Below are 22,328 nucleotides of genomic sequence, written 5' to 3'. Positions count from 1 at the left end.
CCCCTTTTGGTGCTGCACCTAAATGGCTAGACTGCGCGCCTTCCTGCAAGGACCGCCACCATGTTGCTGATGCTTTACCTGATCGCCATTACCGCCGAAGCCATGACCGGCGCACTGTCTGCCGGCCGTCGCGGCATGGACTGGTTTGGCGTGGTGCTGATTGCCTGCATCACGGCGTTGGGCGGCGGTTCGGTGCGCGACGTGCTGCTGGGGCACTACCCGCTGACGTGGGTCAAACACCCGGAATATCTGGTGTTGACCTCGGTTGCGGCCATGGTCACTGTTTTCACGGCCCGCTGGATGCGCCATCTGCGCTCACTGTTTTTGGTGCTCGACGCCGTGGGGCTGGTGGCGTTCACCCTGATCGGCTGCATGACCGCGCTGGAAATGGGCCACGGCATGCTGGTGGCCTCGGTCAGCGGCGTGATCACCGGGGTATTCGGCGGCATCCTGCGCGACATCTTCTGCAACGACATCCCGCTGATCTTCCGCCGCGAACTCTACGCCAGCGTCTCGTTCGCTGCGGCGTGGTGCTACATGCTGTGCATCTATCTGCAACTGCCCGGTGAACAGGCAATTCTCATCACGCTGTTTGGTGGCTTCTTGTTGCGGTTGTTGGCGATTCGTTTTCACTGGGAAATGCCGAAGTTCGTTTATAACGACGAGCAATGAGTGGCAATGCTTACATTCGTCAAGAGCAGCACGAATAATCTATAGAGCTGCGGTATATATGTAGCGTTTGTCAGGCAAGTAATTAAATAAGCTGTGGTTTTCCACTGTTTAAAAAGGTTACTTGCATGTCTGATTCAGACTCGACAAACGCGCAGCTCAACGCGCATCAAACGTTGATAATAAAGTCGATTCCCGACTGGTTGATTCGTGCGCCTGCCGAAAGACGCCTGGCATTGAAAAACGCCGGGGTTGTTTTTCCGGACTGGTACCGCTCGGCATCCGCCGCCAGTCATGAGGCCTTGAAGCAGGCAACTCAACGTAGTTGGGTTTCGCAAACCCGGGTGGACCGCCTGTTTGAAGGCCTTGCCGACGTTCGCGCATTTGCCGAGCCATTGCTGACTCAGGCCCTGAAAAGTCAGTTCGAGATAGAGCTGAATGTCAGGAAAACGTACCTGCGACTCTATGTCCCCAAAGATTTACCGGTCCGCTATGAAGTGACGACGATTTCACTTCTGGATGCTGCCTTGCATAACTTCGAAATGAAGGAGACGGCAGCGCATTACTTTGACAGCGCTTCATGTTTTATCACTGAGCCCGGTGCGAGCGGACAGTTCGATATTCTCCCGATTAACAGTCGCTTGTCTGTCGCTGTATTTGCCTCGCTATGCCGACAACTTGATATCGGAGGGCGTTATAAACAGCAACTTGAAGCGCTGTTATTGCCCACGGATGTTGCGGCCAGAACGATGCTGGCACACAAAGTCATTGCCAGTCAGCAGGATCGATTCAGGGTGGCAACACTCCTGGCTCGAATGAAAGGTGATATTGGGCTCGCTGAACAGACCCTGCTGCAGGGCTTGCTGACAGAGCAAAAAACACCGATGCCTGGCACAAAAGCGCTGCGTTTGTATCAACTGAGCCTCCTGGGAACGGCGTTGACCGGCATCGTGCTGTTCTCGGCGGATCCGGAGCATTCTCGCGAAGTTGAACCGGTGATTGCCTACATCCCCGATGACCCTGAGCACCCGCTGAAAACCTATGCCTCCACCCGCGAATTCGTGGACGAACTGACCCGGCAATTGCGCTCTACCGATTACCAGCGTTTTTTTGCCCGATTTGTCGCTCACGACCAACGAGGAGCCTTTTTCGCCACGTTGCTCAATGTGCTCAACGCCGCAGACACCGATGCGCGGCCCAACCTCAGGATGCAAACACAGCGCGTGGGTCCGCAATTGTGGACCTGGCTGTACCAATCCCGGCTGAACCAGATCCTTAATGATGCGCGCGTCATGGCCGTGTCTACCGCAGACGAAGACCGTAAGTCGCGTTGGGAGCAATGGGACAGCCTGGAGAAAGTGGCCACCGTTGTACTGGAGGTCGCGGCGCTGGCGGCGATCCCGTTCGTGCCGTTTCTGGGCGAGCTGATGTTGGCCTATACCGTGTACCAACTGTTGGACGACACGTTTACCGGCATCCTTGATTGGGCCGAAGGGCAGTTGATCGAAGCGTCGGCGCATTTGCTGTCCATTGCTGAAACGGTTGCCCAGTTGGGTGCGTTTGCATTGGGCGGCCTGGCCGTCGGCAAACTGCTGTCCGTTGACCCAGGCGCTTTCGTCAACCGCTTGAAAGTCGTTGATATGGGGGCGGGCCAGCCACGATTGTGGAATCCCGATCTGAGTGCATATGAGCGTGCGGTGCGCTTGCCGGCCGACTCCCAGGCTGATGCGCTCGGTTTACATCGGCATCAGGGCGCGAGAGTGCTGCCTCTTGATGGGAAAACCTATGAAGTGGTGGTGCCCGAGACTGACGGGAGTGTCTATCGCATTCGCCACCCGGACAGGCCGGATGCCTACAAACCACAACTTGCCCACAACGGCGCAGGTGCGTGGGCGCATGAGGTTGAGCGCCCCATGGAGTGGCGGCGCGCGCAACTGTTTCGTCGCCTGGGGCATTCGGTGGCCGAGTTTTCGGATGTCACGGCTGGACGCATTCTGGTGGTTAGCGGCATCGACGAGGCGGTGCTGCGCGACATGCACGTTCATACCCGGCGCCCCCCAGCCTTGCTCGAAGACACCATCCGGCGCTTCAAACTCGATCAGCAGATTCAGGCGTTCATCGCGCAGATGCAAAGCACCGATTCGCGGGTGTATTTGAAAGCCGATCCGCAGATACAGGTGCAACTGCTGCAGGCTCAGGGCGTCAGCCTGCAGGACAGCCAGCTGCGAAGCGGCGATCTGGTTCGAAGCGTGGTTGAAACACTTGAGGATGCACAGCTGAAAAAACTGCTGGGTGAAAGCCTGGCGTTTGGCGATTCTTTGCCTGGAATCGACGTGCGGGCCGCCCGGCTACGACTCAGAATCGCGGGTTGGGCACAGGAAAGTCGCGCCAGTTTGTTCGAGGCAAGTGAGCGCCACTTTGAGCTGAGCAGTGATGAAAACACCCGGCAGATACGCCGGATTTTTCCTGATCTGCCCAAAACCATCGCTGAAGAATTATGGCGCCATGCAGAGGCAGCCGATCGTCTGCATATGCAGCGCAACCTCGGAATCACCCGGCGAATGGCGCATGAAGCGCTGTTCTATCTACGGGAAGTGCGCCTCAGCAGGGCGTACGAAGGGCTTTATCTGGAGACGAGTGCGAATCCGGACTCCGACAGGTTGGTACTGCATGGGCTCGAAAACCTGAACGGCTGGTCGCCAGAGGTGCGCATCGAAGTGCGTGACAGCGATTTTGACGGTGCATTGGTGGACAGTATCGGTGGTCCCGAGGCCCCGATTCGCAAAGTCCTGGTCAGACAGAATGGCCAATACCAGGCCTACGATGGCTTCGGCAAGGAGCTGCACGCACTCGACGATCTCTACGGCGCTGTCCAGCATGCCCTTCCCGATGCTCAACGCCGGGCGTTGGGTTTGCCTCATGTCGGGCAGGACGTGGGGCTCCGGCAGGCAGTCCGACAACAAACACTGATGCCGCGCTCGCAAGCCCGGGCGTTGCTGGGGCAGCCGCCTTTGGAGGCGGGTGCTCGCTCACCCATGGGGCTGGCCGTGGGGCGTTCTGGCTATCTGTTGGGCGGTGGCGATTTTGTACCGGAGCCAGTGCGTTCCGTAGAGCAACGGCTTCAAGCGCTTTACCCGACGCTCTCCGAGGAAGAAATGGTGACGTTGCGCAGCGAGCGATTGATCGGGGAGCCGGTGTTGGCCGTTGCGCGCCTGGAGAACGAGTACGTGACGTTGGTCAATGAGTTGGAGGTGTGGGTCAAAGATGTGCCTTCCCACCACCCACTGACAGGTGTGTTATTGGATGCCAGGTCCATTGCGCAACAACGTCTCAAAAGACAGGCTTTCATGGAGGAGCTCAAGGCCAGTTGGTCTCGCCGCCAGACGCCGGCCAGCCCTTATCAGCCTCACCACTTTTATTTATATCTCGACATCATGGGGGCGTTGCCCGAACTGACGGCCGACTTTGGGCATGTGACTGAGTTGGTGCTGGGCAGTCGCACTCAACCTTTGCGGGGGCATGGTTTTTTCAGAAGTTTTAGCGCAGTGCAATTTCTCACGCTGGAGGGCATTCAGCTGGATAGTTTCCCCCTAGAGATTTATCAGATGCGCGACCTGGTCTCACTGACGCTCAACGATTGTTCCCTGCGACTTTCCGATGCCACGGCCGAAGGCTTGTCTCGAATAGAAGGGCTGCAACTATTGAGTTTGAATGACAATCCATTGGGACTGAGCCCGCACGTGGGCTTCATGAAAGGCATGCGCGATTTGTATCTGCACAACACTGGATTGACTGAAGTGCCGTCTGGACTGTTTGACCTTGAATATCTTTCGAGAGCCGATTTGACTCTTAATGACATAGTTGACGTGCCCGAGGATCTTTTTGATGTGCCCGTGACTCGCGCGGTTGATTTTGACTTTAGGGGTAACCCGCTGAGTACGGAAAGTGATCGTAGGATAAGCCAGTATCTGAATAACGCGGGCCTCGATCTAAAGGTTTCAATTAGATGGGATGGGTTTCCGGAAGTTGAAGGGAGTGATGACGATTTTGGAGGTGCTTCAACAGACAGTGCTCTAGGTAGCGATGAAGAAAATGATGAGCCATAGTCTGGTATGTTTCGCTTTCCACATATGTTGAATCTTTTTCTCCGTACAAATTTATAGGCTGATATTGTAATTTTCTCGTGCCAGAGGTGAACCTTGATCATGGAAGGGTTCACCGGTTTACGAAATATTATTGATATTCTATAAGCGAGAGAAAATTTATGTCCGGAGAAAGCGCGAATCCCGTACGGTTGTTGACGTTTAAAGTGCAGTTTTATGGGCCTGCCGCCACTGCGACGAAGAAAATATATGCCAACGGAAAGATGCAAGTTAGGGTGCAAGTTCTTCTTTCTGCGGTAGATGGCAATGGTCGACCTGCCATTATGTCCGCCAAGATTTTTAACAGTGTGAGGCTGATCAATTACAAGACCGGAGAATTGCTGTCGGACGGTTGGGGCGCAGATGAACGGCCCAACAAGTATGCGCAAGCACTGTATGGTGTTTCGGCCGAAGGGGAAGGAGAACATCCCGACCCCTATACCCGTATCAGAACCTTTTGGGTGTCCAGTGCTGTCGCGACAGATATACAGATTGGAGCAGCGGTTATTTTTAATGACAAACTGATCCTCTCTAACAATACAACCATCGGGGCTAAGTTCGACGGTAGCGTAAGTATTGAGGCGGAAGTTCCAGTGGTTTATGAAATTTCAAAATTTCGTCTGGATACGGTGGTCAATCATCCTGTGCCTGATTGTACGCTGACACATTTTTATTTGAGCTTGAATGTTGATGGGCGACAGCTCCGGTTGGTTGGCTGGTCTGAAAAAATAGCCGTTGAGCACGGACTGGCTTCTGGGACGCTGAGGGTGTTCGACGCACACGGATATTATTTGGAAAGCCCCTACTGGTGGCGGTCAGTCTGCTTTATTGCAGGCGTTAATGATAAGGAAATTCCTGTTGTGCTCACGCCCGAGCAGGATTCGAACCAGTATCGAACATATTACGTTCCGGTGAATGACCGGAAGGGAGCATTGACCATCGTTCAGGGGGTAAGCCTGGAGTTCACGGGCAATACTTATAACAAGAGAGATACTTTTTACTTTACTGCTTTCGATGTCTACGGAACGGGGCACGATTTGTGTCTGCGCTTTGATAATTCTGTTTTGCCAGGCGCTTTCTTTCTTGAAAAGGCCTGAGCGCAATTCCGCAATTGAAAAAAATTGATGTTTAACAGGGATGGAAAAAAACAGCATGGAAGGTTTGTATGTCTGAGAAAGCGAGTGCGTCGATCTATTCTAGTGCGTTTAATTTTGATGAGTTCCTGAGCGGTGGAGTAGATCCGCGGACAGGGCTGTACACGTTCACCTTGTCTCTTGGCAATATTCATTCAGTGGCCCTGAACGGACCATCGCTGGATATCAATCTGCAGTTCAACCCTCTCAATAGCGTTGAATCGGGGTTGGGGGCCGGCTGGGCGTTGCCGTTGTCTCGTTATGATTTGTTGAACAACACGTTGTCGTTATCGAGTGGCGACAGCTACAAAACGACACCAGTAAACACGGGGCTGCAGATTCCCGACCCGCATGTGGAAAACTTTAAAGTCATCAGCCTTGATTCGGGCGATTACGAATTGATTCACAAAAGTGGCTTGCGGGAACAGCTCGAGGCATTCGAAAACAGTGATTTCGCTGTGCCCAGGCGGATGGTGGCGGCCAATGGGACAAGCCTTCTTCTGGATTACGCCTCTCACCACGGCGTGCCTAGACTGGTTGGCGTCAAAGACGCAGAGCGGACTTTGCTGAGCATTACTTACGACGACGCTCAGGTCGTCCTTACGCGCTACCCGAATACAGTGTGCGAGGCCCAATTTACTTTGACGCTTGGTAATGGTCGTGTTTCCGCTATCCAACTACCGACAGCAGAACAATGGCTTTTTACCTATGAGGTACAAGGTGGATTGGTTTGCCTGACTGAAGTCAGTTCGGCGATGGGTGCACGTGAATTGATTCAATACTCACAAACCGGACACTCTCTCCCGCCGGCGGCGCCTGTCGCGGCAATACCATATGTGATTTCGCATACGTTATTTCCGGGGGGGAGTCAGCCGGCCATCGTCACGGAGTACGAGTTTTCCGAACAGAACTTTTTGGGTTTCAACGGGGGAGTTCGTTGGTCGGACGAACTGGACAGTTTGTCTGCTGCCCAGGAAGACTACTGCTACACGTCGACTGAAAACCTGATCCTCGGAGAGGATGTCCACCGCAGTACGGTGCGGACCTACAACAAATACCATCTGCTGCTTTCGCAGGTAACCCGGTGCGGGCAGGCCACTGATTCACTCACGACGCAGTACCATCTCTTGCCGGGAAGGAGTATTGACGAGCAACCACCACAGTTCCGTCTGCCCCTGCTACAGACCCGGCTTTACAAGAATGAGCACACTGGAAAACAGCGGGAAGAGGTGACTCGGACCGAGTTTGATGGCGCTGGCAATCTGCTCAAGCACGTTGCTCCCAGTGGCGTGACGACGGTCAGTGAGTTTTTCAGTGCGTCTGGTGCCGAGGGCTGCCCTGCCGACCCTTTGGGTTTTGTGCGGTTTGAGAAACAGCGGACAGTCTATCCGGCCAAAGGGCTGGCTCCTGCCCCGACGACGGTGACCCACTATCGCTACCAACTGCTTGGCGGGCTGGACGGTAGCTCGAGGCAAAATGTCGTGCCTGTAGCGGAGCTGCTCGTTGAGCAAACAGCGCAGGGCGATACGTTATGCCTGCAGACAGATCTGCATTACTTCGATGTGCCCGCCGAACCTCATCGTCATGGTCAGTTGAAGAAGCAAACCGTTACCCGGCTAACCCATTCCACTCATTGTGAATTCTCTTACACGCTCCGGGGGGCGATTCGGCGCGTGCGGACGACGTTGACCGGATTCGATGGCACAAGCACGACAGAATCGCGCACTTACTCGGCGTTGAGCGGGGTGCTGGTGTCGGGGAAGAACGAGGAGGGTGTCACCACTCGCTTCGACTATGACGCGGTTGGCCGGCCGCTGACTGAAACCGTCGCACCAGGCACTTCCTTCGAAGCGCGGCGACATTCGAACTACACGGCCGCCACGGCGGACTTGCCCGCGACACTGCTCAATACCGATGCCAGTGGTGTGCGACAGCGGGCGACCTATGATGGCTTGGGACGCGTGGTGAAAATCGAGGAGCAAGACAGCGATCTCTCGTCAGACGGTCCGCTACGAGAGGTTTACTCGGCGCAGTACGATTCGATGGGTCAGTTGGTGGGAGAGACTCATACGGATTGGTTGGCGGGCGTCGCATTGCCTCTCAAGCAGAGTTTTATCCTTGATGATTGGGGGCAGGTGGTGACCACTGTTTCCCAGAGCGGCCTTCGGCAACACGTCAACAACGATCCAGTCTCCCGGCAGGAGTCTCGCTGGACGGAAGGTTCCGGCAAGACGGTCACGCTTTTCAATGATTTCGATAAGCCTGTCAGCGTCGAAGTATTCGACCGTGCCGAGCAAAGTCTGGGCAAGACGACGCATGTCTATGATGGTTTGGGCCGCGCGCTCAGTCAGACTGATCCGCAAGGCAATACGACAACCTATGCGTACGATGTTTTTGGTCGGTTGATACGCAGCGTGTTACCCGACGGCACTGCTGTGGAAACCCGGTACGCGACTCACAGCCACATGCAGTTGCCCATCGAAGTCAAAGTGGGCACACACATTTTGGGTAAGCAGGTCTTCGACGGTCTCGCACGTTTGACCCAAAGCGAAGTGGGCGGACGACAAACCGGTTTGTTGTACGAGGCCGGCTCGAAACGTCCTTCTGTCGAATGCAGGCCAAGTGGTGAGCGTGTTCGGTATAGCTATGAACCCAATCTTGGCGGCAAGGTTATTCGGCGTCAGACGTTGGGGACGGAGGCGTTGCCAACACCCGACTCGGGAATACTGGCCAATTATTTCTACGGTTCCAGGTTGGGGGCGCTGACCGGCTGCAACGAACAAGGCCGTGAGTCTCACTTCGAGTACAGCCGCTCCGGCAAACTCAAGCGAGAAACGTTGACTCAGGGAGGCAGAACGCGGACTAACGAGTACAGCTATTCGCTGGCCGGGCGACCACTTGTCTGCACCGATGTGCTTGGCAATGAGCACAAGACGACCTACGACCATCTGGGGCGCCCGAAATCGGTTGAACAAAACCGGGTAAAAGCCGATTTCACCTACAACGCCCTGGATCAGCTCGGCTCCATCCACGCACAAGATCTTGTCAGCGGCAGTTCCTTGACCACCCGCCTGGTTTATGACGATCTGGGGCGTGAGGTGTCGCGCAGTTTTGAGGTGGGCGGGGCTGTTCGGCAAACGTTGACGTCGCGCTACACCCCGGCCAGCAAGTTGGCGCAAAGAACCCTGAAGAATGGCCTTCAGGTCGCCCGTGATGAGACGTTCAGCTACGACGCACGGGGTCGACTCAAGGAGTACCTGTGTGCAGGAACGCATAAGCCCCGGGACTTCCAGGGCAAAGAGATCATCAGGCAAACCTTCGTGTTCGATGAGCTGGACAATGTTCTGACGCTGGAAACCGAATTCCCCGGCGCAAAGAACCTGACCCTCTACGCGTACAGCCCTGACGATCCGACACGGTTGGTCAGTGTTCGGCATAGCCATGCAGACTATCCGGCTCCCGTGACCCTGTTGTATGACGCTGATGGTCAGTTGATCCGGGATGAGCAGTCGCGCGCACTCACCTACGACGCGCTGGGGCGGTTGACGCAGGTTGCGGGTGCGGGAGGCGCCATCCTGCGCGGGTATGGGTACGACGCCTTGGACCAGTTGGTCGAATTGTCATCGCCGCAGGCCCCATCCACTCAACGCTATTATCGCGAAGGGCGGGTTGCGAATGATGTGAGCGGCAATGACACGACTACCTGCCTGCGCCAGGCCGGGATTCTGTTGGGGCAGCATCAATCGGGGCAACATGCCGGCGTCAGATTGTCAGGCACCGACCAGCAACAGTCAGTATTGAGTGAAGTCAGCGGGGAAAATTACACCGCCATCGCCTACAGCCCCTATGGACACCGAGCGGCGGAGGGTGGGTTGTTCAGTCTGGCTGGCTTTAACGGGGAAACGTTTGATCCACTGACAGGGTTGTATCTGCTTGGCAACGGTTACCGGGCTTACAGTCCTGGTTTGATGCGCTTCCATAGCCCGGACAGCTTGAGTCCTTTTGGCGCCGGCGGATTGAATCCTTACGCGTATTGCCTGGGCGATCCCGTCAATCGGGTCGATCCTACCGGGCATTTTTCCTGGCAGAGTGTTCTCGGTATTGGCCTGTCAATCATCGGGATAGTTGCCGGTTTTGCTTCCTTCGGAGCTGCCACTCCGCTTGCCCTGCTCGGACTCGGATTGGGCGTGGCTTCCGGTCTGACCGGAATCGCGGGAATTGTTGCCAGCGAGATGATGCCAACTTCGCTGGCAGGTGAGGTTTTGGGTTGGATCAGTACGGCATGGGGGGTGGGATCCTTGACTGCAGGTGGACTGGCTGCGAGCAAGGCATTCACTCAGTGGGGAAGCGGCGCCCTTACATCCCCGCCCACCAGAGTCTCTCAATTTGGCTATCGACCAGGGGCGCTTGCCGGTGGCGGTCGGGGCGCGGCCAAAGGTGCGAAAGGCGCTGGCAAAGCGACGCAGGCGCCTTCGGCCTCTGGACAGGCGCGGCCGGAAAAGTGGACGCTAATTGATGATATCGGCAGAAACGATTTCACGCCGAATGGGAAGCCGGGGAATGTTGCCCGTGGCAAGTACGCCGATTTCAAGAAAGGGATAGAGGACGGCTTGAGCCCCTTTGAATCTACTAAAGCTCATTTGGGTAATAGTTACGATCCTTACCCGGGTTACAGCGGGTATACAAAGATTGTCAGTGACGTCAAAGCGAGTAACCAGGCCGCCATGAATGCTGCCAAAAAAGCCAGGGAGGTACCGATCCTGCTCTCCCAGCCTGAGCATGTTCATGCTCGTCTGGGTGGGTTCGACAGGGTTTTTTTCCTGGAATACAGAACAGAAATGAGAGTGGTCATCAAGCAGATCGGGGGGCACGATCCACAGTGGTGAACCGGAGAATCAAGCTGTCGGGTTATGTCTGACGCAAAGCATGCTGACGCAATGCCCACTCCACATGCTCTCTCACCAGCTCCGACGGGTACTCCCGTCGCGCCTTCAATGCTTCCAGCACCGGAATCGTTGAAGGCGCATTCCCCAGGCCCACCGCCAGGTTGCGCAGCCAACTCTGATAGCCCGCTCGACGCAACGGCGAGCCTTCGGTGCTGCTGAGAAACTTGTCCTCATCCCACATGAACAGCTCGGCAAGGTCAGCGTTATCCAGGTTATGCCTTGGCTTGAAATCACTCTCGCCGGACGGACGGGCGAAGCGGTTCCATGGGCAGACGATCTGGCAGTCATCGCAACCGAACACCCGGTTGCCAATCAGCGGCCGCAGGTCTTCTGGGATGGCGCCTTTGAGCTCGATGGTCAGGTAGGAAATGCAGCGCCGGGCGTCCAGCACGTAGGGGCCGACGAAGGCGTTGGTCGGGCAGATGTCGAGGCATGCGGTGCAGCGGCCGCAATGTTCGGTGGCGTGGGGCGGGTCCACCGGCAGCGGCAGGTCGACGAACAGTTCGGCGAGAAAGAAATAACTGCCGGCCTTGCGATTCAAGACCAGCGTGTTTTTGCCGATCCATCCAAGGCCGGCCTTTTCGGCGATGGCTTTTTCCAGCACCGGTGCACTGTCGACAAACGCGCGGTAGCCGAACGGGCCGATGACCGCCTGAATCTTTTCTGCCAGTTGTTGCACGCGTTTACGGATCAACTTGTGGTAATCGCGGCCCAAGGCATAACGCGACACGTAGGCTTTTTCCGGTTGAGCCAGCAATTGCGCCATTTGGGTATCGCCCGGCAGGTAATCCATGCGCAGGGACACTACCCGAAGCGTGCCGGGCACCAGCTCTTCAGGGTGTGAGCGTTTGCTGCCATGGGCGCCCATGTAGTCCATTTCGCCGTGGTAACCGGCTTCGAGCCAGCGCGCCAGGTGCTGCTCATGCTCGGCCAGATCCAGGCCGCTGATGCCGACTTGCTGAAAGCCCAGCTCGCGGCCCCAGTCCTTGATGGATTGGGCGAGGGCGGGCAGGTCTGTGGTAATAGCGGGCATGAGGCGAGAGAAACCGGAGCTGAGGTGCGTATAATTCTGCCAGACATCGGAGCCCGAAGACGCATGCCGCACACTAAAGATGATTTACCCGACGCGCTGTACAGCGCCGCGCAAGTGCGAGCGCTCGATGCGAGCCTGATTGCGGCCGGTACGCCGGGCTTCGAATTGATGCAGCGGGCGGCGCGGGCGACCTGGCGTGCGCTGGTCCGGCACTGGCCGACGGCCAACGAACTGACAGTGGCCGCCGGTCACGGCAATAACGCCGGTGACGGTTATCTGGTTGCGGTATTGGCCAAGCGTGCCGGATGGCATGTGCGCGTGTTGGCGGTCGGTGATCCCCCGCGTTTGCAGGGCGATGCTGCCTTGGCCCATGCCGAGGCCCTTTCCGAAGGCGTCGCCGTTCAAGCCTGGAGTGCACAGTCGGAGTTGCGTGGCGTTGTATTGGACGCCTTGCTCGGCACCGGCCTGACAGGCAAGGTGCGCGAGCCTTACGCCAGCGTCATCGCGGCGATCAATGCCAGCGGCCTGGCGGTTGCGGCGGTGGATATTCCGTCGGGCCTTTGTGCGGATACGGGAAGCGTGCTCGGTGCGGCCGTCCGGGCTGATCTGACCGTGACCTTCATTGGTTTGAAACTGGGCCTGTTCACGGGTGAGGCGGCGGACGTGGTGGGCGAGTGGGTCTTCAACGATCTGCAAGCTTCGCCTGAGTCTTTGAGCGGGATCGCGATCAGTGCTCGTCGTCTGACGGCCGGTAACTTGCCGCGTCTGGCAGGGCGTGCGCCGACTGCGCATAAAGGCAAATTCGGCCATGTCTTGCTGATTGGCGGTGATCGCGGTTTCGGCGGTGCCATTTTGCTGAGTGCACAAAGTGCGCTGCGCAGTGGCGCGGGCATGGTGTCGGTGGCCACTCGCAGCGAGCATGTGTCGGCGGCACTGGCCAGAATTCCCGAGGCGATGGTGCTGGGCACTTCGTCGGCGAATCAACTGATGGGTTTGCTGCAAAAGGTTTCCGTGCTGGTGGTCGGTCCGGGCTTGGGGCAGGCTTCGTGGGGACGCAGTCTGTTGTCGGCGGCGGCCAATGCACCGCTTCCACAAGTCTGGGACGCCGATGCGTTGAATATGCTGGCTGACGAACACGTGAGCCTGCCAAAGGACTGCGTGATCACGCCGCATCCAGGCGAAGCGGCGCGACTGCTGGGAATATCCACGGCCGAAGTGCAGGCGGATCGACCGGCAGCGGCGCACGCATTGAGCAAAAAATACACAGCTGTAGTGATTTTGAAAGGCGCCGGCAGCCTGATCGCCAGCCCGGATGGCCGCTTGGCGGTGTGCCATCAGGGCCACCCGGCCATGGCCGCTGCCGGGCTGGGCGATGTGCTGGCCGGTCTGGTCGGCGCGTTGCTGGCCCAGGGCATGGACGCGTTCGATGCGGCCTGCCTTGGAGTCTGGCTGCACGCCAATGCCGGCGCGCAACAAGGTAAATCGGGCCGTGGGCTGGCGGCCAGTGATCTGATTCCAGCCATTCGTCAGTTGTTGGAGGAGCAAGCACCGTGTCTGAAGTAACCCTGTACCTGGCTGATGAAGAAGCGATGACCGCGTTTGGCGCCCGCATCGCGAAAACCACCGAAGGGCACGGTCTGATTTTTCTGGAAGGGGATCTGGGGGCGGGGAAAACTACGTTGTCCCGCGGCATCATCCGGGGGCTGGGGCATGAGGGCGCGGTAAAAAGTCCGACGTTCACCCTGGTCGAACCCTACGAGATTGGCGACATCCGCGCCTTCCATTTCGATCTCTATCGTTTGGTCGACCCTGAAGAACTGGAGTACCTCGGCATCCGCGACTATTTCGAAGACGATGCCTTGTGCCTGATCGAGTGGCCCGATAAAGGTGCAGGCTTTTTGCCAAAGCCCGACCTGACCATTACCATTAGCCCGCAAGACAGCGGGCGTTCGCTGAAAATTTTGTCCCAGGGCTCGCGTGGCGAGTCGTGGTGTGCCGCTTTGGCATTGGAAATCAATTAAATGATGGGGTCAGGTATGCGCTTTCGCGCGATGGTAGCTGCCGTAGGGATGTTGTTTTTGGCGGTGACCGTCGACGCTGTGGCCGAAACGAAGGTCAACAGCGTCCGTCTGTGGCGGGCGCCGGACAACACACGGTTGGTGTTCGACCTGACCGGGCCGGTGCAACACAGCGTTTTCACCCTGACAGCCCCGGATCGACTGGTGATCGACATCAATGGTGCCACCCTCGGTGCGCCGCTGAACGTGTCCACTGCCAACACCCCGATCACCGCCATGCGCTCGGCCCAACGCACGCCGACCGACCTGCGCGTGGTCATCGACCTGAAAAAAGCCGTCACGCCGAAAAGCTTCACCCTGGCGCCGAACGCCCAGTATGGCAATCGTCTGGTGGTCGATCTGTTCGATAACGCCGCCGACGCCGCGCCGACTCCTGCGCCGACCAACGTTGCGACTGTCGCGCCGGTGCCGGTCACTCCGGTCGATCCCCCGGTCAAGCTGCCACCCGCACCGGCCGGCAAGCGCGACATCATTGTCGTGATCGACGCAGGTCACGGCGGCGAAGACCCGGGTGCCTCGGGCTCTCGCGGTCAGCGTGAAAAAGACGTGGTGCTGGCCATCGCTCGCGAATTGCAGCGTCAGGTCAACGGCATGAAAGGCTTCCGCGCCGAACTGACTCGCACCGGCGACTACTTCATTCCGTTGCGTGGCCGCACCGAAATTGCCCGCAAGAAGGGCGCCGACCTGTTCGTTTCGATCCACGCCGATGCCGCGCCTTCGGCCGCTGCGTTCGGTGCCTCGGTGTTCGCCCTGTCTGATCGCGGCGCCACGTCGGAAACCGCCCGTTGGCTGGCCGACAGTGAAAACCGCTCCGACTTGATCGGTGGTGCCGGCAACGTCAGCCTCGACGACAAGGACCGCATGCTCGCAGGCGTGCTGCTCGACTTGTCGATGACCGCCTCGCTGACGTCCAGCCTGAACGTCGGCCAGAAGGTTTTGAGCAACATCGGCCGCGTCACGCCGCTGCACAAACAGCGCGTGGAACAAGCCGGGTTCATGGTGTTGAAGTCGCCGGACATCCCGTCGATCCTGGTGGAAACCGGGTTCATCTCCAACGCCAACGAAGCCTCGAAACTCGCGGCCTCCAGCCACCAGCAAGCGCTGGCTCGCTCGATCAGCAGCGGCGTGCGCCAGTTCTTCCAGCAGAATCCGCCACCGGGCACTTACATCGCCTGGCTGCGCGATTCCGGGAAAATCGCCCAAGGGCCTCGTGATCACCGGGTGAACCCGGGTGAAACCCTGGCGATGATCGCCGTGCGTTATCAAGTGTCCCCGGCCACCTTGCGCAGCGCCAACAACCTGAAAACCGACGAGCTGAAAATCGGTCAGACCCTGACCATTCCCGGCACCGAACTGGCATCCAAAGAATGAATCAGGTCGTGATCAACAGCGCTCGCATCGAGCTGCTCAGCCCGCGACTGGCGAACCAGATTGCCGCCGGCGAGGTGGTCGAGCGCCCTGCTTCGGTGATCAAGGAGTTGCTGGAAAACAGCCTCGACTCCGGCGCCAAGCGCATTGACGTCGATGTCGAGCAGGGCGGCGTCAAGCTGCTGCGGGTGCGCGACGATGGCAGCGGCATTTCTGCCGATGACCTGCCGCTGGCTCTGGCCCGTCACGCCACCAGCAAGATCCGCAACCTGGAAGACCTTGAGCAGGTGATGAGCCTCGGATTCCGTGGTGAGGCACTCGCCTCGATCAGCTCCGTGGCGCGCTTGACCCTGACCTCCCGCACCCGCGATGCCGATCAGGCCTGGCAGGTCGAAACCGAAGGCCGGGACATGGCGCCCCGCGTGCAGCCTGCCGCTCATCCGGTGGGCACCTCCGTGGAAGTGCGGGATCTGTTCTTCAACACCCCGGCGCGGCGCAAGTTTCTAAAAACCGAAAAAACCGAATTCGATCACCTGCAAGAAGTGATCAAGCGCCTGGCGCTGGCGCGCTTCGACGTGGCGTTCCACCTGCGCCACAACGGCAAGACCATCCTCAGCCTGCATGAAGCCCATGACGACGCGGCCCGCGCCCGGCGTGTGGCGGCGATCTGCGGCTCGGGGTTCCTGGAACAGGCGCTGCCGATCGAAATCGAGCGCAACGGCCTGCATTTGTGGGGATGGGTGGGCTTGCCGACCTTCAACCGCAGCCAGGCGGACTTGCAGTATTTCTTCGTCAACGGCCGCGCCGTTCGCGACAAACTGGTGGCCCACGCGGTGCGCCAGGCCTATCGCGACGTGCTGTTCAATGGTCGGCACCCGACCTTCGTGCTGTTTTTCGAAGTCGATCCGGCCGGTGTCGACGTCAACGTGCACCCGACCAAGCACGAAGTGCGCTTCCGTGACGGGCGCATGGTCCACGATTTCCTCTATGGCACCTTGCACCGTGCCTTGGGCGATGTGCGACCGGATGATCATCTGGCGGCACCGGTGGCGACTGCCATCGTTCGTCCGAGCGGCCTCGAGGCCGGTGAATTCGGCCCGCAAGGCGAAATGCGCCTGGCGGCCAATGCGTTGCTGGAGCAGCCTCAAGCGCAACCGTCGTTCAATACGCCGGCGGGCTCGGGCGCTGGTGCCGGTTATCAGTATCAATACACGCCGCGTCCTCAGTCCGGTGTGCCTGCGGCTGAAGCCCAGGCTGCTTACCGTGAATTTTTTACGCCGTTGCCGGAAGCCAATGCTGTCGCGCTGCCGGCCGGTCAGGACGATATTCCACCGTTGGGTTACGCATTGGCGCAACTCAAAGGCATCTACATCCTTTCGGAAAACGCCCAAGGCCTGGTATTGGTGGACATGCACGCCGCCCATGAGCGGATCATGTACGAACGCCTGAAAGTCGCCATGGCCAGCGAAGGCCTGAGCGGTCAGCCGCTGTTGGTTCCGGAATCTTTGGCCGTGAGCGAGCGCGAAGGCGATTGCGCCGAAGAAAACGTCGCGTGGTTCCAGCGCCTGGGCTTTGAGTTGCAGCGTCTCGGCCCGGAAACACTGGCCATTCGGCAGATTCCGGCCTTGCTCAAGCAAGCGGAAGCCAACCGGTTGGTCAGCGATGTTCTGGCCGATCTGATGGAATACGGCACCAGCGACCGGATTCAGGCGCACCTGAACGAATTGCTTGGCACCATGGCTTGCCACGGCGCGATTCGGGCGAATCGGCGTCTGGCCCTGCCGGAAATGAACGGTCTGCTGCGTGACATGGAAAACACCGAGCGCAGCGGTCAATGCAACCATGGCCGACCGACCTGGACCCAATTGGGCCTGGACGATCTGGACAAACTGTTCCTGCGCGGTCGTTGATGAGCCAGCTCCCTCCTGCGATTTTCCTGATGGGCCCGACCGCAGCGGGCAAGACCGACCTGGCCATCGAGCTGACCAAAGTCCTGCCTTGCGAGCTGATCAGCGTCGATTCGGCGCTGGTCTATCGCGGCATGGACATCGGCACCGCCAAGCCGTCGAAAGAGATTCTGGCCGAGTTTCCCCATCGTCTGATCGATATTCTCGACCCGGCAGAGAGCTATTCCGCCGCAGATTTTCGCCGTGACGCCCTCGAAGCGATGGCCGACATCACCGCGCGGGGCAAAATTCCGCTGCTGGTGGGCGGCACAATGCTCTATTACAAGGCTTTGGTCGAAGGCCTGGCGGACATGCCGGCGGCCGATCCTGAAGTGCGCGCGCAGATCGAAGAAGAAGCTGCACGCCTTGGCTGGCAAGCCCTGCACGACCAATTGGCGATCATCGACCCGGAATCGGCGGCGCGTATTCACCCGAACGATCCGCAGCGACTCAGTCGAGCACTGGAAGTTTATCGTGTCAGCGGTCAGAGCATGACCGAGCTTAGGCTGAGACAATCTGCGCAAAGTACTGAAGCAGCCGCTTCGGGACTGCAACAATTGCCCTATACTGTCGCGAACTTGGCCATTGCTCCGGCAAATCGTCAGGTACTGCACGAGCGAATTAAACAAAGATTCACTTTAATGTTGGAACAGGGATTCATCGACGAGGTCGTAGCCCTGCGTATGCGAAGTGACCTGCATTCCGGGTTGCCGTCTATACGCGCAGTAGGCTACCGACAAGTCTGGGACTACCTGGATGGCAAGCTGACGCAAGCCGAGATGCAGGAGCGTGGAATCATTGCCACGCGCCAATTGGCAAAACGTCAGTTCACCTGGCTGCGCAGTTGGGCTGATTTACACTGGTTGGACAGCCTGGATTGCGACAATCTGCCGCGCGCCTTGAAATACCTGGGGACCATCTCCATATTGAGCTGAGTCCTTGCAATTGCCGTCTATCCTTGGGGGTGTGACGGCCACAAGCCATCTGTTTACCTATTTTTTATATTGAATCCTTAAAGGAGTGCGGCACATGTCAAAAGGGCATTCGCTACAAGACCCTTACTTGAATACTTTACGTAAAGAGAAAGTTGGGGTGTCCATCTACCTGGTCAACGGGATCAAACTGCAAGGCACGATCGAGTCTTTCGACCAGTTCGTTATCCTGCTGAAGAACACCGTCAGCCAGATGGTTTACAAACACGCTATCTCTACAGTGGTGCCGGTTCGTCCAATTCGTCTGCCTAGCGCAACCGAATCCGAAGCAGGCGACGCTGAGCCAGGTAACGCCTGATAGGAGTCTCCTTTGTTCTTTGAGCGCCACGGTGGTGGTGAGCGAGTGATCCTCGTTCACTTGGATGGACAGGACCCTGAGGCGCGCGAAGATCCGCAGGAGTTTCAGGAATTGGCTAATTCGGCCGGCGCCGAGACCGTTGCGTTTTTTAACGTGCCGCGTCATCGGCCAACCGCCAAATTCCTGATCGGTAGCGGCAAGGTCGAGGAACTACGCGACCTGGTCCATACCGAAGAAGCCGATCTGGTGATCTTCAATCACACGCTTACGCCCAGTCAGGAACGTAACCTCGAACGTGTTTTCGAGTGTCGCGTGATCGACCGCACCGGTCTGATTCTCGATATTTTCGCCCAGCGCGCCCGTACCCATGAAGGCAAGCTCCAGGTAGAACTGGCCCAGCTTGACCACATGAGCACCCGTCTGGTTCGTGGCTGGACTCATCTTGAGCGTCAAGGTGGCGGTATCGGCATGCGTGGCCCGGGTGAAACCCAGCTGGAAACCGACCGCCGTTTGCTGCGGGTTCGCCTGCGACAGATCAAGGGCCGACTGGAAAAAGTGCGCAGCCAGCGCGAACAGTCGCGACGTGGCCGTACGCGTGCGGATATCCCTACCGTGTCTTTGGTGGGGTATACCAACGCCGGCAAATCCACGCTCTTCAATAACGTGACGAAATCCGACGTGTACGCGGCTGACCAGTTGTTTGCCACGCTGGACCCGACCTTGCGCCGTCTGGAACTGGCCGACCTGGGGCCGATTGTCCTGGCCGACACCGTGGGTTTCATTCGCCACTTGCCCCACAAGCTGGTCGAGGCATTTCGGTCTACGCTCGAAGAGTCGAGCAACTCCGACCTGCTGTTGCACGTGATCGATGCGGCCGAACCGGATCGCATGTTGCAGATCGAGCAGGTGATGGTGGTGCTGGGCGAGATTGGTGCCCAGGACTTGCCGATCCTCGAGGTCTATAACAAACTCGATTTGCTTGAAGGCGTTGAGCCACAAATCCAGCGCGACGAAAGCGGCAAACCCCAACGGGTCTGGCTGTCGGCGCGTGATGGCAGTGGTCTGGAATTGCTCGAACAAGCCATTGCCGAGTTGCTGGGCAGTGAGATGTTTATCGGTACCTTGCGCTTGCCGCAACGATTCGCTCGACTGCGTGCGCAGTTCTTCGAACTCGGAGCGGTGCAGAAAGAAGAACACGACGAAGAAGGTGTCAGCTTGCTGGCCGTTCGATTGCCGCGCTCGGAGCTCAATCGGCTGGTCAGCCGTGAAGGCGTTGTGCCGACAGAGTTCATCGAACAACACACTTTGCAATAAAAGCCTGAGAAAGCGGTTGTGCCGCGGTGACAGGCATTCTGTAGCATTGGTCGGCGCGCCGTGGGTGCGTCTTTGCTTTATCAGATGGAGAGCGCTATGGCTTGGAATGAGCCGGGTGGCAACTCGAATAATCAGGATCCTTGGGGTGGCAAGCGTCGCAATAACGGCGACCGCAAGGGACCACCGGATCTCGACGAGGCCTTCCGAAAGCTGCAGGAAAGCCTGAATGGGTTGTTCGGTGGTGGTAAGAAACGCGGTGATGACGGCGGTGGTCCGGGCAAGAGTGGCGGCTTTGGCGGCCTGCTCGGCATCGGCCTGGTCGTGTTGGCGGCCGTGTGGCTGTACAGCGCGGTCTATGTAGTCGACGAGCAGGAGCAAGCCGTGGTGCTGCGCTTCGGCAAGTACTACGAAACCGTCGGCCCGGGTCTGAACATCTATTTCCCGCCGATCGATCGCAAGTACCTGGAAAACGTCACGCGTGAGCGTGCGTACACCAAGCAGGGTCAAATGCTGACTGAAGACGAAAACATCGTCGAAGTACCGCTGACCGTGCAGTACAAGATCAGCAACCTGCAGGACTTCGTGCTGAGCGTCGATCAGCCGGAAATCAGCCTGCAGCACGCGACCGAAAGTGCCCTGCGCCATGTGGTGGGTTCCACCGCGATGGACCAGGTGCTGACCGAAGGTCGTGAATTGATGGCCAGCGAGATCAAGGAGCGTCTGCAACGCTTCATGGATACCTATCGCACCGGCATCACCGTCACCCAGGTCAACGTACAGAGCGCAGCGGCACCGCGTGAAGTGCAGGAAGCCTTCGATGACGTGATCCGCGCCCGTGAAGACGAGCAGCGTTCGCGCAACCAGGCTGAAACCTATGCCAACGGCGTCGTGCCGGAAGCCCGTGGTCAGGCCCAGCGCATCATCGAAGATGCCAACGGTTACCGTGACGAAACCGTCTCGCGCGCCAAGGGTGAGGCCGATCGCTTCACCAAACTGGTCGCCGAGTACCGCAAGGCACCTGAAGTCACCCGCCAGCGTCTGTACCTGGACACCATGCAGGAAGTCTTCAGCAGCACCAGCAAGGTTCTCGTGACCGGCAACAAGAATGGCCAGAGCAATCTGCTGTACTTGCCGCTGGACAAGATGGTCGAAAGTGGTCGCAACACCAGCACTCCGGTGACCGGTGCGGCAGCCACCAGCAATGAAGCGAATGCGCGTGCGGCAGCTGATCTGCAGCAACAGCAAGCACGTACCAGGGAGAGTCGCTGATGAGCAATAAATCGCTGATCGCCCTTATTGTCGGCGTCGTCGTGGCGATCGCAGCCTGGAACTGCTTCTACATCGTGGCTCAGACCGAGCGTGCGGTGTTGCTGCAGTTCGGTCGCGTGGTTCAGACCGATGTTCAGCCGGGCCTGCATGTGAAAGTGCCTTACGTTAACCAGGTGCGCAAGTTCGACGCACGCCTGATGACGCTGGATGCACCGACACAACGCTTCCTGACGCTGGAAAAGAAAGCTGTCATGGTCGATGCCTACGCCAAGTGGCGGGTGAAAGATGCCGAGCGCTTCTACACCGCGACTTCCGGCCTCAAGCAGATTGCTGACGAGCGTCTTTCCCGTCGACTGGAATCGGGCCTGCGTGACCAGTTTGGTAAGCGCACGCTGCACGAAGTGGTGTCGGGTGAGCGCGATGCGCTGATGACCGATATCACCGCTTCGCTGAACAAGATGGCGGAAAAAGAGCTGGGCATCGAAGTGGTCGATGTTCGGGTCAAGGCCATCGATCTGCCGAAAGAAGTGAACCGCAGTGTGTTCGAGCGCATGAGCTCCGAGCGTGAGCGTGAAGCTCGCGAGCACCGCGCCAAGGGTAACGAGCTGGCAGAAGGCATTCGTGCCGACGCCGATCGTCAACGCCGCGTGCTGCTGGCTGAAGCCTATCGTGAATCCGAAGAGGTTCGCGGTGATGGTGATGCCCAGGCCGCTGCGATCTACTCCAAAGCCTACGGCCAGGATCAGGAGTTCTATGGTTTCTACCGTAGCCTGCGTGCCTACCGTGAAAGCTTCGCGAACAAATCCGACGTCATGGTCCTGGACCCAAGCAGTGACTTCTTCCGTTACCTGGAAAAAGCCAAGCCTTGATACGACGTTGACCTGAATCATCCCCCGCCTGGCGGCTAAAGCCTCGGGCGGGGTGATCCTTTGGGAAAACGTGTGTATGATGCGGCAGCCGGGAAATTCCCGGCTTTTTTGCGTCTGCACGTTTGATTGCTGTTGTTTATGCAGGCGCCCGAGTTGAATGACTCGACAGGTTTTTCGAGGAAAGTGATTGGCGAAGCTTATTTTCAGGCTTTTCGCCGCGTTGTTTATGGGTGGCTTGTAAACAAAGCCGATCATTTTCTGCTTCACTCAA

14 protein-coding genes are annotated in these 22,328 nt (G+C 58.1%); 13 read left to right on the top strand and 1 reads right to left on the bottom strand.

The window, feature by feature from the left end:
* The first annotated feature begins 60 nt into the window (after nucleotides 1-60).
* From ACYZUC_RS17585 to ACYZUC_RS17570, 4 genes are all read left to right on the top strand, one after another.
* Nucleotides 61-672 (top strand): trimeric intracellular cation channel family protein, encoded by a 612-nt coding sequence (locus ACYZUC_RS17585; protein ID WP_008035291.1) that lies wholly within the window; start codon nucleotides 61-63, stop codon nucleotides 670-672.
* Between the two features lie 125 nt (nucleotides 673-797).
* On the top strand, nucleotides 798-4,775 hold the full coding sequence (locus ACYZUC_RS17580) for a dermonecrotic toxin domain-containing protein (protein WP_461989472.1): 3,978 nt from the start codon (nucleotides 798-800) through the stop codon (nucleotides 4,773-4,775).
* A 158-nt stretch (nucleotides 4,776-4,933) separates the two neighbouring features.
* Nucleotides 4,934-5,908 (top strand): hypothetical protein, encoded by a 975-nt coding sequence (locus tag ACYZUC_RS17575; protein WP_461989471.1) that lies wholly within the window; start codon nucleotides 4,934-4,936, stop codon nucleotides 5,906-5,908.
* 68 nt (nucleotides 5,909-5,976) lie between these two features.
* Entirely contained in the window at nucleotides 5,977-10,830 is a 4,854-nt protein-coding gene (locus ACYZUC_RS17570; protein WP_461989470.1) for an RHS repeat-associated core domain-containing protein, read from the top strand.
* A gap of 22 nt (nucleotides 10,831-10,852) precedes the next feature.
* Here ACYZUC_RS17570 and queG read toward each other — a convergent pair whose 3' ends face one another.
* Nucleotides 10,853-11,923 (bottom strand): tRNA epoxyqueuosine(34) reductase QueG, encoded by a 1,071-nt coding sequence (gene queG / locus ACYZUC_RS17565; protein WP_461989469.1) that lies wholly within the window; start codon nucleotides 11,921-11,923, stop codon nucleotides 10,853-10,855.
* Nucleotides 11,924-11,986: 63 nt separating this feature from the next.
* Here queG and ACYZUC_RS17560 point away from each other — a divergent pair, with 63 nt between their 5' ends.
* From ACYZUC_RS17560 to hflC, 9 genes are all read left to right on the top strand, one after another.
* On the top strand, nucleotides 11,987-13,486 hold the full coding sequence (locus ACYZUC_RS17560) for an NAD(P)H-hydrate dehydratase (protein WP_461989468.1): 1,500 nt from the start codon (nucleotides 11,987-11,989) through the stop codon (nucleotides 13,484-13,486).
* Nucleotides 13,474-13,944: a tRNA (adenosine(37)-N6)-threonylcarbamoyltransferase complex ATPase subunit type 1 TsaE gene (gene tsaE, locus ACYZUC_RS17555; protein ID WP_008035315.1), complete on the top strand. Its 471-nt coding sequence runs from the start codon at nucleotides 13,474-13,476 to the stop codon at nucleotides 13,942-13,944. The genes ACYZUC_RS17560 and tsaE overlap by 13 nt, the downstream gene beginning before the upstream one ends.
* 48 nt (nucleotides 13,945-13,992) lie before the next feature.
* Nucleotides 13,993-15,372: an N-acetylmuramoyl-L-alanine amidase gene (locus ACYZUC_RS17550; RefSeq protein ID WP_461996725.1), complete on the top strand. Its 1,380-nt coding sequence runs from the start codon at nucleotides 13,993-13,995 to the stop codon at nucleotides 15,370-15,372.
* Nucleotides 15,369-17,279: a DNA mismatch repair endonuclease MutL gene (gene mutL, locus ACYZUC_RS17545; protein ID WP_461989467.1), complete on the top strand. Its 1,911-nt coding sequence runs from the start codon at nucleotides 15,369-15,371 to the stop codon at nucleotides 17,277-17,279. The genes ACYZUC_RS17550 and mutL overlap by 4 nt, the downstream gene beginning before the upstream one ends.
* Nucleotides 17,279-18,250: a tRNA (adenosine(37)-N6)-dimethylallyltransferase MiaA gene (gene miaA, locus ACYZUC_RS17540; protein ID WP_461996724.1), complete on the top strand. Its 972-nt coding sequence runs from the start codon at nucleotides 17,279-17,281 to the stop codon at nucleotides 18,248-18,250. Before mutL ends, miaA begins: the two co-directional genes overlap by 1 nt.
* A gap of 94 nt (nucleotides 18,251-18,344) precedes the next feature.
* Nucleotides 18,345-18,605 (top strand): RNA chaperone Hfq, encoded by a 261-nt coding sequence (gene hfq, locus ACYZUC_RS17535; RefSeq protein WP_007902656.1) that lies wholly within the window; start codon nucleotides 18,345-18,347, stop codon nucleotides 18,603-18,605.
* A 12-nt stretch (nucleotides 18,606-18,617) separates the two neighbouring features.
* Nucleotides 18,618-19,919, top strand: a complete 1,302-nt coding sequence (gene hflX, locus ACYZUC_RS17530; protein WP_461989466.1) for a ribosome rescue GTPase HflX — start codon at nucleotides 18,618-18,620, stop codon at nucleotides 19,917-19,919.
* A gap of 96 nt (nucleotides 19,920-20,015) precedes the next feature.
* Nucleotides 20,016-21,188, top strand: a complete 1,173-nt coding sequence (gene hflK / locus ACYZUC_RS17525; protein WP_461989465.1) for an FtsH protease activity modulator HflK — start codon at nucleotides 20,016-20,018, stop codon at nucleotides 21,186-21,188.
* Nucleotides 21,188-22,057: a protease modulator HflC gene (hflC, locus tag ACYZUC_RS17520; RefSeq protein ID WP_157713931.1), complete on the top strand. Its 870-nt coding sequence runs from the start codon at nucleotides 21,188-21,190 to the stop codon at nucleotides 22,055-22,057. Before hflK ends, hflC begins: the two co-directional genes overlap by 1 nt.
* Nucleotides 22,058-22,328: the final 271 nt, after the last annotated feature.

It is taken from the genome of Pseudomonas sp. GT1P32 (assembly GCF_054897805.1).
The sequence above is the reverse complement of the archived record's forward strand: the minus strand, read 5'-3'. Positions and strand labels throughout refer to the sequence as shown.

Coding starts and splice junctions, on each gene's coding strand:
- ACYZUC_RS17560 (WP_461989468.1), top strand. CDS start 11,987: ATGCCGCACACTAAAGATGATTTACCCGACGCGCTGTACAGCGCCGCG.
- mutL (WP_461989467.1), top strand. CDS start 15,369: ATGAATCAGGTCGTGATCAACAGCGCTCGCATCGAGCTGCTCAGCCCG.
- ACYZUC_RS17570 (WP_461989470.1), top strand. CDS start 5,977: ATGTCTGAGAAAGCGAGTGCGTCGATCTATTCTAGTGCGTTTAATTTT.
- ACYZUC_RS17585 (WP_008035291.1), top strand. CDS start 61: ATGTTGCTGATGCTTTACCTGATCGCCATTACCGCCGAAGCCATGACC.
- hflK (WP_461989465.1), top strand. CDS start 20,016: ATGGCTTGGAATGAGCCGGGTGGCAACTCGAATAATCAGGATCCTTGG.
- hflC (WP_157713931.1), top strand. CDS start 21,188: ATGAGCAATAAATCGCTGATCGCCCTTATTGTCGGCGTCGTCGTGGCG.
- hfq (WP_007902656.1), top strand. CDS start 18,345: ATGTCAAAAGGGCATTCGCTACAAGACCCTTACTTGAATACTTTACGT.
- ACYZUC_RS17580 (WP_461989472.1), top strand. CDS start 798: ATGTCTGATTCAGACTCGACAAACGCGCAGCTCAACGCGCATCAAACG.
- miaA (WP_461996724.1), top strand. CDS start 17,279: ATGAGCCAGCTCCCTCCTGCGATTTTCCTGATGGGCCCGACCGCAGCG.
- queG (WP_461989469.1), bottom strand. CDS start 11,923: ATGCCCGCTATTACCACAGACCTGCCCGCCCTCGCCCAATCCATCAAG.
- ACYZUC_RS17575 (WP_461989471.1), top strand. CDS start 4,934: ATGTCCGGAGAAAGCGCGAATCCCGTACGGTTGTTGACGTTTAAAGTG.
- ACYZUC_RS17550 (WP_461996725.1), top strand. CDS start 13,993: ATGTTGTTTTTGGCGGTGACCGTCGACGCTGTGGCCGAAACGAAGGTC.